Source organism: Duganella sp. Root336D2, from assembly GCF_001425005.1.
Classification (GTDB): domain Bacteria; phylum Pseudomonadota; class Gammaproteobacteria; order Burkholderiales; family Burkholderiaceae_D; genus Rugamonas.
This window is the reverse complement of sequence record NZ_LMDB01000001.1, coordinates 464,242-477,739: the sequence shown is the minus strand read 5'-3', so window position 1 is coordinate 477,739 and position 13,498 is coordinate 464,242. Positions and strand designations below refer to the sequence as shown.

The following is a 13,498-nucleotide window of genomic DNA, read 5'->3' as shown; positions in this document are numbered from 1 at the left end:
TCTGCTGAATTCTGGCTCAAGCAACCAGGATTTTACCGTTACGGACGAAAGGCAGCTTCACGACGGTGGCGGCCAGCTTCTTGTCGCGGATTTCCACGTGCACGGTGTCGCCCACGGTCACGCCCATCGGCACGCGCGCCAGCGCGATTGCCTGCTGCATGGTCGGGGAGAAGGTGCCGGAAGTGATTTCGCCAGCTTCGCCGTTGGCGGCGATGACTTTCTGGTGGGCGCGCAGCACGCCGCCTTTTTCGCGCAGGATCAGGCCGACGAACTGGGCGTTCTGGCCCTTGGCTTGCAGGGCTGCCTTGCCGATGAAGTCGCGCTCGGAGACCAGGTCGATGGTCCATGCCAGGCCGGCGTCCAGCGGGTTCACGGTTTCGTCCATGTCCTGGCCGTACAGGTTCATGCCGGCTTCCAGGCGCAGGGTGTCGCGCGCGCCCAGGCCTGCCGGCTTGACGCCGGCGGCATTCAGGGCGTGCCACAGGTTTTCAGCCTGTTCTGCCGCCACGCCGATTTCAAAACCGTCTTCACCGGTGTAGCCGGTGCGGGCCACCATGGCTTCGCCGAAGGCGGTGCCTGGCACCAGGGCCACGTTGAACGGCTTCATTTCTGCGGTAGCCGCTTTGGCTTGCGGAATAACTTCCCATACCTTGGCGCGGGCGTTCGGGCCCTGCACGGCGATCAGGGCCATGGCGTTGGCGCCGTCGCGGCGTTGGGTGATGGCCAGGCCGGCGCCGGTGGCTGCGTTCTGCTTCTCCATCCAGGCGATGTCTTTTTCCGCGGTGCCGGCGTTGACCACCAGGCGGAACCATTCTTCGTTGATGAAGTAGATGATCAGGTCGTCGATGACGGTGCCTTCCGGGGTCAGCATGCAGGAGTAGAGGGCTTTGCCCGATACCTGCAGCTTGTCGACGTTGTTGGCGACCAGGCCGCGCAGGAAGGAACGTACGTTGGCACCCTTGATGTCAACCACGCACATGTGGGCCACGTCGAACATGCCGACGTCGCTGCGCACGGCGTGGTGCTCTTCGATCTGGGAGCCGTAGTTGACCGGCATGTCCCAGCCGCCGAAGTCGACCATGCGGGCGCCAAGGGCACGATGAGCGTTGTTGAGTGGGGTTGCTTTGAGCGTCATTGATACCTCAGGGCAGAGAATAGGGGTTAATAAACGTAAACATGAATACGCCTACCCCTCTGTCCTTGGTACCTGAGAGATAACGGGAAGGTATTCCCGCACGCCCCTTCGGTGGGCCCCGCGCCATGGCGGGCCGCTCTCCAGAGTTTTAGCCCCACCCGCCAGCTTGCTGGCGGGGTTGGCCCCCTGACCGGTCCTTTTGCCTGAGAGTTTCTGGGTAATGCCCCTTCGGCGCCAGCGTACGCTGGTCTCTCCCGATCAAGACTTGCGACTATATGACAGGAGGACAATAAAGTCAATCTTGACGCCCCTTTGGAACCGCCTGCGCTAGAATGGCCGGACATCCATTTACAGAGTGGAGCGACCATGAGCGAAGAAAAGCAAAAGCGCGATACGGAGGCCTGGTTCACCCTGTCCGGCGACGTGAACAGCGATATGGTGCACCGCATGTTCGACGCGGTGGCGGACATGACGGAGGACGGCATTGAAATCGCGCACATCCTGATCCAGTCCAACGGCGGCTACGTCAGCGACGGCCTGTGCCTGCACAATTACCTGCGCAACTTGCCCATCAAGATCATCACTTATAACGGCGGCGCGGTAGCTTCAATTGCCGTGATCCTATTCCTGTCCGGCGAGGAGCGCTATGCCAGCGAAACAGCGCGTTTCATGGTGCATAAGTCCCACGCCAGCGCGCCGCATGGCGCCCGGCCGGATGCGCTGCGCATCATTGTCGAGGGCTTGCAGGCTGATGATGCGCGCACCGAGGCGATCCTGCGCAAGCACGTGCAGCTGACCGACGAACATTGGAATATCCACGCCTATTCCGACCTGCACCTGACCGCCCCGGAGGCTGCCAAAGTGGGCCTGGTAAACGCGGTCGCCGACTTCAAGCCGCCCAAAGGCAAGCGCGTGACGAATATCTGAAACGACAAGGGCCTGGAAGCATGCTTCCAGGCCCCTCGTGCGCCGCGGCTCATCTAGCGATTGCCGCTGCGGCTGGCCGGTGTTTTCTTGTCCGTCTTGCTTTGGCGGCCGGTATCGGACTGCTGGCTGCCCGATTGCGCGCCCGAACGCGAACCCTGGTCGACACTTTGGCGGGTGCCTGGGCTCGAACTCTGTTTGCTGGTTTTTTTCCTGGATTTCATGACAGTTCCTTTCTGAAGGATCGGAACTTCATCTTGCTTTGTGTAATAGTAAAGGTGAATCGGAATGCAGCGGCCAGGTTTGTAGGATTTATCCTGCACCATCGTGGTGCAAACTCAACAATTTCTCCACAGCACCCTAAATATTTCGAAATTCTCTTCGTTTACCTATTGCCACTTGGCAATAATCTGCGACAATGTGAATAACCACCAAAGCCAGGCCAGACCATGCTTCCAGAAAACCCAACATCTTCGGCGCCTAAAAAAGCGGTCACGCCGCGGCATGCCTTGCTGGAAAACCTGATTGGCCTGGTGAATAAACACATCAGCGAGCAGTTCGTCGCCTTGTCGACGACCTGGGCCGGCGAGCTGGTCGATGCCGACCATGCTGTCGACGTCAAGACCCTGCAGGCGCGCCTGCGCGCCGGCAATCGCCTGCGCACCGACCATTACGCCTTCCTCGGCATTTTCGCCAAGCAGCTCGAAAATGACCTGCGGCTGGAAATCGCCCAGCTGGCGCCTGGCCAGAAGGCGCCGGCCCGCAAGTTGACAGACGCGCTGTCGCTGGTATCCATGGAAGAGATGGATACCAAGGTCACCCTGAACAGTTTCAGCAAGGCGTTCGAGGTGAAGTACTCGGACGGCCTGGCTACGCTCAATGTGCGCCTTGCCTTCCTGCTGGACCGCGACATCCTGCGCATCAACCAGAATCCTTTCCGTCCCGAAGTCTTCCTCGGCGCCTTCCAGCAGGCGTGGATCGATTTCATCAAGGATGAGGAAGCGAATGAGCTGATCAAGCCATTCCTGCGCCCGGAACAATTCTTTGATTTCGGCAGCATGCTCGAAGAGCTGAGCAGCGCGCTCGAGCGCAAAGGCGTCGGTCCCGGCTCGGTCGAAAAACACAAGTCGCGCCGTGCCGATTCGCACGATGCATCGCAAGCTCCTTCGCGCAAGAAGAACCAGCAGGCTGCACTGGCGGAACAATTGCGCCAGTTCTTTTCGGGCACGGGCGAGGCGCCAGGCGGCGCCGCGGCCGGACCGAGTGGATTTGAACAATTGGGCGACCTTGACCTGTCGCTGCCGACCTTGAGCGTTGCGCCGGGCCTGTATGGCGCGCCGGCGCACACCGCGGATTCCGCCGCGGCCGCAGCACCGGCCATGGGGGCGGCGCCGATGGCTGCTCCTGGCCAGGCAATGCAGGCTCCGGGATTTGTTCCGGGCGCGATGCCCGGCATGGCAATGCCTGCTGGCGTTGGCATGATGCCTGCAGGCGCCGGCATGATGCCAGGTGTTCCTGGCGCTGCGCTGACGGGCGGCATGATGATTCCTGCCGGCGGCGTTGTACCCGGCGGTGGCCTGCCGATCATCTCAGCCCCCGGTGCCGGTGTTGCGGACATGGGAATGCAGGGTGGGGTAGTGGCTGCGGGCGTCCCGGGCGGGATGATGGGCGGCGTTGCGGTGCCGGGCGTGCCGGGCGGCGTGGCCGTGCCTGCGGGTGGCTGGGTGCAAGGACCGGCACAGGGTTTCCATGGCGGCGCCAATAACGAAGCAGCCCAGCGCGCATCGTTGATCAACGCCAAAGAGCCGCTGATGAATTTCCTGGCGCAGTTGCAGCGCGGTGTGCCGTCGGGCGCCGTGTTCACCAGTGCCGATAGCGGCGCGATGCCGGCGCCGGGCATGGGCCTGGCATCCGGTTTCGCGGCTGGCCCCATGCAGGCTGGCGGCGGTGCGATGCCGGCTCCAGGCCTGGCAGCGGCCGGCGGCTCGATGGGTAATGTATTCCTGCTGCCGCAGATCAAGGAGCAGGCGCCTGCGGGGAGCCTGACGCGCGCCGACGAAGGCACCATCGACCTGTTGTCGGCGGTGTTCGATACCGTCTTCCGCGATACCAGCATTTCGCCGGAAATCCGCAACCTGATCCGCTTCCTGCAGATTCCTGTGCTGAAGGCTGCGCTGGTCGACAAGAATTTCTTCTTCCAGGAAGCCCACCCTGCGCGCCGCATGATCGACCTGCTGTCGCGCATGGGCTGGGAGCAGCACAAGGATCCTGACGATCCGCTGTATAAAGCCATGCAGCGCAGCGTGGAAATGGTCAGCCAGGACCACGAAGAAGAGATGACGGTGTTCACCGAGGCGGTGAACGAGCTGGAAGCGTCCATCAAGGCGGAGGAGGCCGCAGCGGCCGCCGCCATGGCGGAGCCGATTGCACAGGCGCTCAAGCAGGAAAAAATGTCGGTGGCCGCGAAGTCGGCCAAGGATGCCGTGGCGCTGCGCATCGGTACCGGCGAAGTGGTGGCGATTGTCGAAGCCTTCCTCGAGAACAAGTGGGTGTCGGTGCTGACCATCGCCTATAGTGTCGAGGGTGAAAAGCCGGGCGCCGTCAACAACGCCACCCAGACCATGGATGACCTGATCTGGAGCGTGCGTCCGAAGATTACCCAGGACGAGCGCAAGAAGCTCATTTCCAAGCTGCCTACCTTGCTGTCCATGCTGAACAAGTGGCTGGATGTGGTCAAGTGGCAGGACGCCGACCGCTTGCAATTCTTCGCCGAACTGGCGGAATGCCATGCCTCCATCGTGCGCGCTCCGATCGAAATGTCGCCTGAGCGCCAGGTCGAACTCGCGATGGAAGTGGCGAAAAAGGATGCCGAGCGGCGCATGCAGCTGCAGGTTGTCGCCGAAGTGAAGTCGGAAGAGGCGCCGCCGCCGGATGACGATGCGGCGATCGAGGTGGATAGCCTGGCGCGCGGCATGTGGCTCGAATTCGACCAGCAGGACGGCAGCCAGCGAAAAGTCAAGCTGGCCTGGATCAGCCCACTGAAGACGCTTTATATCTTCTCCACCACGGGCCGCCAGGAGGCCTTCTCGATCACCGGCGAAGCCATGGCGGAGCAATTCCGCAAGGGTACCGTGCGCCTGATCCGCACCGAGGGTGTGGTGGCGGCCGCCCTGTCGATGGCCATGGGCGGGGTCGCAGCTGTCAACGACGACCACCACGACCTGCCGGCCAACGGCACTTCGTCTTAAGTCTTGCGCAGGGCGGCCAGCAGGCCGTCCGATGCGTCCTCGATGTAGTCCAGCACCAAATCGAAGCCGTTCGCGCCTTCGTAATACGGATCGGGCACCACGTCCGATCCGGAGTGCGAGGCAAACTCCATGAAAAGCCTGACCTTATGGCGATGTTGCGCAGGGCAGGCGCGCAGCAGCGCCTCCAGGTTGTCGTGATCCATCGCCAGCACGTAATCAAAGCGCTCGAAGTCTTCGGCCGCGACTTCGCGGGCGCGCTGGGGGCTCAGGTCGTAGCCGCGGGCTGCCGCATGCCGGGTTGAGCGCGGGTCAGGCGGGTTGCCAATATGGTATGCATGGGTGCCTGCGGAATCGATGTGCAGATCGAGTCCGGCGGCCTGGGCGCGGGCGCGGAATACACCCTCCGCGGTCGGGGAGCGACAAATGTTACCCATGCATACAAACAGGATGGCGGTTCTGGTCTTCATTTTGTTCTTGCTATACAGGGAAAATGGTATGATTAGCCACTTTTTTAACACGTCCCAGCGGGCGAAGTACAGATAAAACGTGCGTCTATCTTCCATTAAATTGTCGGGATTTAAGTCGTTCGTCGATCCCACCAATTTCCAGGTACCCGGACAGCTGGTCGGCGTGGTTGGTCCAAACGGTTGCGGCAAGTCCAATATTATCGACGCGGTGCGCTGGGTGCTGGGCGAATCGAAGGCCTCCGAGCTGCGCGGCGAGTCGATGCAGGACGTGATTTTCAACGGTTCCACCCATCGCAAGCCAGCCGGCCGCGCTTCCGTGGAACTGGTGTTCGACAACAACGAGGGCAAGGCGTCCGGCCAATGGGGCCAGTACGCCGAGATTGCGGTCAAGCGCACGCTGACGCGCGACGGTACCTCCACCTACTACATCAACGGCCAGCCGGTGCGCCGGCGCGATATCCAGGACATCTTCCTCGGCACCGGCCTCGGCCCGCGCGCTTACGCGATTATCGGCCAGGGCATGATCTCGCGCATCATCGAGTCGCGTCCGGAAGAACTGCGCGTCTTCCTGGAGGAGGCGGCAGGCGTATCGAAGTACAAGGAACGCCGCCGCGAAACGGAAAACCGCCTGCACGATACGCGTGAAAACCTGCTGCGGGTGGACGATATCCTGCGCGAGCTGAATAGCAACCTGGAAAAGCTGGAAGGCCAGGCGGCGGTGGCAACCAGGTTCCACCAGCTGCAATCCGACCAGGAAGAGAAACAGAAGCTGCTCTGGCTGCTGCGCAAGAACGAGGCGCAGGCCGAGCAGGCGAAGTACTTCCGCGACATGGAACAGGCGCAGAACGACCTGGAAGAGCAGACCGCGAAGCTGCGCAATGTGGAACTGACCCTGGAGCAGATGCGCCAGGCGCACTTCGCCGTCGGCGACCGCCTGCACCAGGCGCAGGGCCACCTGTACCAGACCAATGCCGAAATCGGCAGCCTGGAAGCGCAGATCAAGTTCGTCATCGAGTCGCGCAGCCGCCTGCAGCAGCAGCTTGCCACCCTGACCGCGCAGCGCGACCAGTGGGCGCAGCAGGCGGAGGAATATGGCGGCCAGGTCGCTGAAGCGGAAATCAACCTGGAAGAGCTGTCGGCGCGCGTGGAAGAGGCGCGCATGCTGGCGGAGCAGAAGGGCGAATTGCTGCCGGTGCTGGAGCAGGAGTGGCGCGAGGCGCAGACCCGGAGCACCGAGTCGCGTGCGCGCATCATGCAGGCGCAGCAGCAGCTGGAGCTGGAATCAGCGCACCAGCGCAATGCATCCAACATCCTGGCTGGCCTGGCAACGCGCAAGGAGCGCCTGCAGCAGGAGAAGGGCGGGCTGGCGATGCCCGATTCCTCGCACCTGTCCAACCTGAAGATGCAGCTGGAAGAAAAGCAGCAGTCGCTGGAAGAGCAGAACATGATGCTCGAGGAAGCGCTGGAGCAGCAGCCAAAGCTGGAAGAAGAACGCCAGGCGGCGCAAGCTGGCGTGCAATCCGAGTCTGCCGCGACGCACCAGCTGGAAGCGCGCCTGAATGCGCTGCGCCAGCTGCAGGAGCGGGTGCAGACCGAGGGCAAGATCACGCCCTGGCTGCAAAAGCATGAGCTGAACGAGCTGCCGCGCCTGTGGCAGAAGCTGGATATCGAGGAGGGCTGGGAAACCGCGCTCGAAGCCGTGCTGCGCGAACGCACTTCGGCACTGCAGGTATCGAACATCGAGTGGGCCAAGCACTTCTTCAACGATGCCCCGCCCGCCAAACTGGCCTTGTTCGCGCCTGCCGCTGCGGGCGCCGCGCCTGCGCCTGCCGGCGACGCGGCCCTGCGCCCGTTCATCGACTTGCTGAAGCTGAACGACCCGGGCTTGCGCGCCGTGCTGCAGGACTGGCTGCACAACGTGTTCCTGGCCGACGACAATGCCGGCGCCTTCGCGGCGCGCGCGACGCTGCCGGCAGGCGGCTGTTTCGTCACCAGGCAGGGCCACCTCATCACCCAGTCGTCGGTGCGCTTCTACGCCGCCGACGACGAGCAGGCCGGCATGCTGGGCCGCCAGCACGAGATCGACAACATCACCAAGCAATTGCGCGCGCAATCGATGCTGGCGGAGGAGGCCCGCAGCCGCGCCGTGCGCGCCGACGCCGCGCTGGGCAACCACAGCCGCCTGTTGACCGAACTGCGTGCGAAGGTGCAAAGCCTGACCGCCAGCGTGCACACGCTGCAGCTCGAAGTGGTCAAACTGTCCGAAATCGAAGCGCGCTTCAACCAGCGCAGCAACCAGATCGAGAGCGACCTGGCCGAAATCTCGGCGCAGGAAGAAGAACAGATGCAGGTCAAGCTGGAGTCGGAAGAAAAGTTCGAACAGCTCGACATGGAACTGGGCAACCTGCAAGGCGAACACGAAGACGGCCAGACCGCCTTCATGGCGAAAGAGCAGCGCCTGGCCGACGCCCGCGAAGCCTTGCGCGAACTGGAACGCAAGGCGCAGGAAACCGAATTCGCCGAGAAGTCGGGCCGCAACCGCATCGACGAATTGCGCCGCAGCATTGCCACCGCCACCGCGCAGGTGGCGCAAGTGACGGAAAGCCTGCAAGCCGGCAAACTGGAGCTGGAAGGCCTGGAAGCGGGCACCGCCAACGAAGGCTTGCAGGACTTGCTGGACCGCCGCACGCAGCAGGAACGCGCGCTGGCCGACGCCCGCCATGAACTCGACCAGATCACGCAGCAGCTGCGCCAGTTCGAAGACGCGCGCATGCAGGGTGAGCGCAGCCTGCAACCGCAGCGCGACAAGATCACCGAGATGCAGTTGAAGGAGCAGGCTGCGCGCCTGAACCAGGAACAGTTCGCGCAGCAGCTGGCTGAGGTGCAGGCCGACGAAGCCGCATTGGCCGAAAAACTGCACCCGGACATGAAGGCATCCTACCTGCAGGGCGAAGTGACGCGCCTGACCAACGCCATTGCCGGCTTGGGCGCCGTCAACCTGGCCGCGCTGGACGAACTGGCCACCGCATCGGAACGCAAGAACTTCCTGGATGCGCAGAACCGCGACCTGAACGAAGCGATTGCGACCCTGGAAGATGCGATCACCAGGATCGACAAGGAGACGCGCGAGCTGCTGCAGGATACTTTCGATCGCGTCAACCAGAGTTTCTCCGAGCTGTTCCCGATCCTGTTCGGCGGCGGCCAGGCGAAACTGACCATGACCGGCGAGGAAATCCTCGACTCCGGCGTGCAGGTCATGGCGCAACCGCCAGGCAAGAAGAACGCCACCATCCACCTGCTGTCCGGCGGCGAAAAAGCGCTGACCGCAACGGCCCTGGTGTTCTCGATGTTCCGTTTGAATCCCGCGCCATTCTGCCTGCTCGACGAGGTGGATGCGCCGTTGGACGATGCCAATACCGAGCGCTTCTGCCGCATGGTCAAGCGCATGTCCGACCAGACCCAATTCCTCTTCATTTCGCACAATAAGATTGCGATGGAGATGGCCAATCAACTGATCGGTGTGACGATGCAGGAACAAGGTGTGTCGCGCATCGTGGCGGTGGACATGGAATCCGCCGCGTCATTTGCTACAGAGGCTCAAGCCGCATGATTACAGATTTCCAAATGAGTTTGATTGCCGCCGGCGGCGTGTTCGTCGTTGGCGTCATCAGCTACAACAAATGGCAGGAGTACAAGCTGAAAAAACGCGTCGAACGCGCCTTCGACGGCCAGCACGATGATGTCCTGATGCGCACCGATGACGGCGTGCGCGCCGAACCGCGCTTCCACCTCGACGATGTACCGATGCCGGATGCCGGCTCTGGCGCGTACGGCGTGCCGGAACATGTCGGTGGCCACGTAGGCAACGTCGCTGCGCCGAACATTGCGCCGGATAGCGACGAACCGGGGCTGCCGATCCGCACCGCCGATGCCGGTGTGCCGGCCGAAGAACTGGCCACTTGCCTGGTCGACCCGCTGATCGATTGCCTGCTGCCGCTGGAACTGGAAGCGCCTGCGCGCGGCGAGAAACTGCTGCCGGCCCTGCAGAAGCTGCGCTTTGTCGGCAACAAGCCGATTCATTTCATCGGCCTGGCCGTGAGCGGCGACTGGGAGCCGGTGCGCCATGGCGTGGTCTACACCAAGCTGCAAGGCGGCGTGCAGCTGGCCAGCCGCAGCACCGCACTGAACGAACTGGAATACTCGGAGCTGGTGACCCGCCTGCGCAGCGTTTCCGACGAGATCGGCGCCGAACCGCAGATCCCCGACATGATCGAAGTCATGCAGGATGCCAAGAACCTGCACCGCTTCGTGGCCAACCACGACGCGCAGCTGGGCGTCAACCTGGCTTCCAACGGCGCCCCGTGGAATATCGCGACCCTGCTGGGCGCGCTGGAAAAACTGGGCTTCGACGTGCGTCCTGACGGCCGCTATGCAATGCCGGACGGCGAGGGCGGCTACCTGTTCTCGCTCTCGACCAACGTCACGCTGGCCGAGGAAACCACGTCGCGCCTGACGCTGTTGCTGGACGTACCTTGCGTCGCTCCGGCACGCGACGGCTTCGGTTCGATGATCGGCTGCGCCAAGAACCTGATGGTGCGCCTGGATGCGACCATCGTCGACGATGCCAACCAGCCGCTGGCCGACGAAACACTGGCCAGCATCGCCGGCCAGGTGCGCGAGTTCTACGACGATATGGCGGCATCGGATATTCCGGCCGGCTCCACCCGCGCGCTGCGCCTGTTCAGTTAAGCAGAAACATGAGCAACACCCAACACGCAACACCCGCCGAACGCGCAGCCTGGCTGGCCGCGGAGCTGAACCGCCACCTGCACGCCTACCACGTGCTGGACGCGCCTACCATTCCGGATGCCGAATACGACAAGCTGTTCGGCGAGCTGCAATCGATCGAAGCGGCGCACCCGGAACTGCAGGCGCCCGATTCGCCGACCCTGCGCGTTGGCGCGCCGCCGCTGGACGACTTTGCCTCCGTCACGCACGCCGTGCCGATGCTGTCGCTGAATAACGGTTTCAACGACGAAGATATCGAGAACTTCGACCGCCGCGTGCGCGAAGGCCTCGATGCGGTCCAATTGGTCGAATACGCCACCGAAGCCAAGTTCGACGGCCTGGCCATCAACCTGCGCTATGAAGACGGAGTGTTCGTGCAAGCGGCTACGCGCGGCGATGGCTACACCGGCGAGGATGTCACCGCCAATATCCGCACCATCAAAGGGATCCCGCTGCGCCTGATTGGCGACGCGCCGCCTGTGCTCGAAGTGCGGGGTGAAGTGCTGATGTTCAAGGCCGATTTCGCCGCCCTGAACGCGCGCCAGCGAGAACTGGGCCAGAAGGAGTTCGTCAACCCGCGCAATGCCGCCGCCGGCGCATTGCGCCAGCTCGATTCGCGCATCACCGCGCAGCGCAAGCTGAGTTTCTATGCCTACGGTATTGGCGAGCTGTCCGGCGCCGAGCTGCCCGCCACGCACAGCGCGCTGCTGGACTGGTATGCCGAACTTGGCCTGCCGGTGTGCGCCGAGCGCGAGGTGGTGCGCGGCAAGGATGGCTTGCTGGGCTACTACGAGCGTATCGGCAAGGCCCGCCCGGCGCTGCCATACGAGATCGACGGCGTGGTGTACAAGACCAACCGCTTCGAAGACCAGCGTGCGCTGGGCTTCGTCTCGCGCGCGCCGCGTTTCGCGCTGGCGCATAAATTCCCGGCTGAAGAAGCGCTGACCACGGTGCAGGCAATTGAGGTGCAGGTTGGCCGTACCGGCGCGATTACGCCGGTGGCGCGCCTGGCGCCGGTGTTCGTCGGCGGTGTGACGGTCACCAATGCTACGCTGCATAACGAAGACGAAGTGCGCCGCAAGGATGTGCGCGTGGGCGATACCGTCATCGTGCGCCGCGCCGGCGACGTGATCCCGGAAGTGCTGTCCGTGGTGCTGGAAAAGCGCCCGGCGCCGGAACCGCTGATGTGGGCGCTGCCAAGCGAATGCCCGGTGTGCGGTTCGCACGTGGTGCGGGAAGCGGATGAAGCCGTGGCGCGCTGCTCCGGTGGCCTGTTCTGTTCCGCCCAGCGCAAGGAAGCGATCCGCCACTTCTGCGGCCGCCGCATGATGGATATTGAAGGACTGGGCGACCGCTACATCGACAACCTGGTGGAATGCAAGCTGGTTGCCGGCGTGGCGGACCTGTACCGCCTGACCTTGGACGACCTGCTGAAAATGAAGCGCCTGGCCGACGAGCGTGAGGGCACGACGCCGGAAACGGCGGCGCAGGGCAAGGTGCCGACCAAGTGGGCCGAAAACCTGCTGGACGCCATCGCGGCCGCCAAGAACCCGCCGCTGGAGCGCCTGCTGTTCGCGCTGGGCATTCGCCACGTCGGCGAGTCGACCGCCAAGACGCTGGCCGACTGGCTGGGCAAGCTGGACCTGATCCGCAAGGCGCCGGTAGCCGTGTTGCGCGTGCTGCCCGATATCGGCGGCACCGTGGCTGAATCGATTGCCGACTTCTTCGCCGAAGAGCGCAACCAGCAAGCGCTGGACGCCTTGCTGGCTGCAGGCGTGGCGCCGAAAGGCGAGCGCGCACCGAAAGCAGCCCTGCGTGAAAAGCTCGAAACAGTCGCACTGCTGGCTGCCATCGGCATCCCGAAACTGACCGAACCGCGCGCGCGCCAGTTGGCGGAGCAGGTCGAGCAGGTCAAACCGGGCGCCACCCTGCTGGCACTGGCCCACCTGCCGGTGTTCAACGTCTTCGGCCTGCCGGCCAATGTGGCCGAAGCACTGGATGAGTGGATGCGCGAACCGGCCAACCGCGATTCGCTGGTAGCCCTGCATGAATTGCGCGAAGAACTGCTGGCGCAACTGCCGGAAGTGGCCGAAGCGGAAGGCGCCATGACCGGCAAGACCTTCGTCCTGACCGGTACGCTGCCGACCATGAGCCGCGACCAGGCGCAGGCCATGATCGAAGCCGCCGGCGGCAAGGTTTCCGGTTCGGTATCGAAGAAAACTTCCTATGTCGTCGCCGGCGCGGAGGCGGGCAGCAAGCTGGCCAAGGCCGAAGAGCTGGGCGTCGCCATTCTTGATGAAGCGGGCTTGCTCGCATTGCTGGGAGGCTGAAGATGGCCGTGCGTGAAATCCTGAAGATGGGCGACCCGCGCCTGCTGCGCGTGGCCGAGCCGGTGCGCGAGTTCAATACCCAGGAGCTGCATGCCCTGATCGTCGATATGTTCGACACCATGCATGCGGCGAACGGCGCCGGCCTGGCTGCGCCGCAGATCGGCGTCAACCTGCAGCTGGTGATCTACGGCTTCAAATCCAATGCGCGTTATCCCGACGCGCCGCAAGTGCCGGAAACGGTGCTGATCAACCCGCTCCTGACTCCCATCGGCGACGCGATGGAAGAGGGCTTCGAGGGTTGCCTCTCGGTGCCGGGCCTGCGCGGCAGCGTGCCGCGTCATACCCGCCTGCATTACGAGGGCTATGACCAGTTCGGCGAGCGCATCGTGCGCGATGCGGACGGTTTCCATGCCCGGGTGGTGCAGCATGAGGTCGACCATTTGCTGGGGATCCTGTATCCAGCACGGATCCGCGACTTCTCCAAGTTCGGCTTTACCTCGGTGTTGTTCCCGGACCTCGATCCCGGCGAGGACGACTGATTTGTTTGGCGGCGCCGTGAATCTGGCGTAATATCCCGGCCACTTTGCATCCTTATCAACACAACGG

General features: G+C 63.3%; 9 protein-coding genes and 2 riboswitches. Of the genes, 6 read left to right on the top strand and 3 right to left on the bottom strand.

Features of this window, described 5'->3' with window-relative positions; translation table 11 throughout:
* Nucleotides 1-16: 16 nt before the first annotated feature.
* Entirely contained in the window at nt 17-1,135 is a 1,119-nt protein-coding gene (gcvT, locus tag ASD07_RS01865; protein WP_055924304.1) for a glycine cleavage system aminomethyltransferase GcvT, read from the bottom strand.
* Nucleotides 1,136-1,184: 49 nt separating this feature from the next.
* Nucleotides 1,185-1,289: riboswitch (glycine riboswitch) on the bottom strand.
* Between the two features lie 27 nt (nt 1,290-1,316).
* A riboswitch (glycine riboswitch) is annotated at nt 1,317-1,402 on the bottom strand.
* 99 nt (nt 1,403-1,501) lie between these two features.
* Here gcvT and ASD07_RS01860 point away from each other — a divergent pair.
* On the top strand, nt 1,502-2,062 hold the full coding sequence (locus ASD07_RS01860; protein ID WP_055924301.1) for an ATP-dependent Clp protease proteolytic subunit: 561 nt from the start codon (nt 1,502-1,504) through the stop codon (nt 2,060-2,062).
* A 53-nt stretch (nt 2,063-2,115) separates the two neighbouring features.
* Here ASD07_RS01860 and ASD07_RS30600 read toward each other — a convergent pair whose 3' ends face one another.
* Nucleotides 2,116-2,283: a hypothetical protein gene (locus tag ASD07_RS30600; RefSeq protein ID WP_156397813.1), complete on the bottom strand. Its 168-nt coding sequence runs from the start codon at nt 2,281-2,283 to the stop codon at nt 2,116-2,118.
* A gap of 225 nt (nt 2,284-2,508) precedes the next feature.
* Here ASD07_RS30600 and ASD07_RS01850 point away from each other — a divergent pair, with 225 nt between their 5' ends.
* The gene (locus tag ASD07_RS01850) at nt 2,509-5,307 is read left to right on the top strand and encodes a DUF1631 family protein (protein WP_055924293.1); all 2,799 of its coding nucleotides are present in this window, start codon (nt 2,509-2,511) and stop codon (nt 5,305-5,307) included.
* Here ASD07_RS01850 and ASD07_RS01845 read toward each other — a convergent pair.
* Nucleotides 5,304-5,774 (bottom strand): low molecular weight protein-tyrosine-phosphatase, encoded by a 471-nt coding sequence (locus ASD07_RS01845; RefSeq protein ID WP_055924289.1) that lies wholly within the window; start codon nt 5,772-5,774, stop codon nt 5,304-5,306. The two genes, ASD07_RS01850 and ASD07_RS01845, sit on opposite strands and share 4 nt — an antisense overlap.
* 79 nt (nt 5,775-5,853) lie before the next feature.
* Between ASD07_RS01845 and smc the strand changes: the two genes are divergently transcribed.
* Genes smc through def form a run of 4 tightly spaced genes read left to right on the top strand, consistent with a single transcriptional unit; the run spans nt 5,854 to nt 13,431 of the window.
* A complete protein-coding gene (gene smc, locus ASD07_RS01840) occupies nt 5,854-9,384 on the top strand; it encodes a chromosome segregation protein SMC (RefSeq protein WP_082507053.1) in 3,531 nt (1,176 codons plus the stop codon).
* A gap of 14 nt (nt 9,385-9,398) precedes the next feature.
* Nucleotides 9,399-10,523: a cell division protein ZipA C-terminal FtsZ-binding domain-containing protein gene (locus ASD07_RS01835; protein ID WP_156397812.1), complete on the top strand. Its 1,125-nt coding sequence runs from the start codon at nt 9,399-9,401 to the stop codon at nt 10,521-10,523.
* A gap of 8 nt (nt 10,524-10,531) precedes the next feature.
* A complete protein-coding gene (ligA, locus tag ASD07_RS01830) occupies nt 10,532-12,892 on the top strand; it encodes an NAD-dependent DNA ligase LigA (protein ID WP_055924286.1) in 2,361 nt (786 codons plus the stop codon).
* Nucleotides 12,893-12,894: 2 nt separating this feature from the next.
* Nucleotides 12,895-13,431 carry a peptide deformylase gene (def, locus tag ASD07_RS01825; RefSeq protein ID WP_055924283.1) on the top strand — a complete coding sequence of 179 codons (537 nt, stop codon included), beginning with the start codon at nt 12,895-12,897 and terminating at the stop codon, nt 13,429-13,431.
* Nucleotides 13,432-13,498: the final 67 nt, after the last annotated feature.

Bases quoted from the DNA above. Each gene is read 5' to 3' on its own strand.
- gcvT (WP_055924304.1), bottom strand. From the start codon at position 1,135: ATGACGCTCAAAGCAACCCCACTCAACAACGCTCATCGTGCCCTTGGC.
- ASD07_RS01860 (WP_055924301.1), top strand. From the start codon at position 1,502: ATGAGCGAAGAAAAGCAAAAGCGCGATACGGAGGCCTGGTTCACCCTG.
- ASD07_RS30600 (WP_156397813.1), bottom strand. From the start codon at position 2,283: ATGAAATCCAGGAAAAAAACCAGCAAACAGAGTTCGAGCCCAGGCACC.
- ASD07_RS01850 (WP_055924293.1), top strand. From the start codon at position 2,509: ATGCTTCCAGAAAACCCAACATCTTCGGCGCCTAAAAAAGCGGTCACG.
- ASD07_RS01845 (WP_055924289.1), bottom strand. From the start codon at position 5,774: ATGAAGACCAGAACCGCCATCCTGTTTGTATGCATGGGTAACATTTGT.
- ASD07_RS01835 (WP_156397812.1), top strand. From the start codon at position 9,399: ATGAGTTTGATTGCCGCCGGCGGCGTGTTCGTCGTTGGCGTCATCAGC.
- ligA (WP_055924286.1), top strand. From the start codon at position 10,532: ATGAGCAACACCCAACACGCAACACCCGCCGAACGCGCAGCCTGGCTG.
- def (WP_055924283.1), top strand. From the start codon at position 12,895: ATGGCCGTGCGTGAAATCCTGAAGATGGGCGACCCGCGCCTGCTGCGC.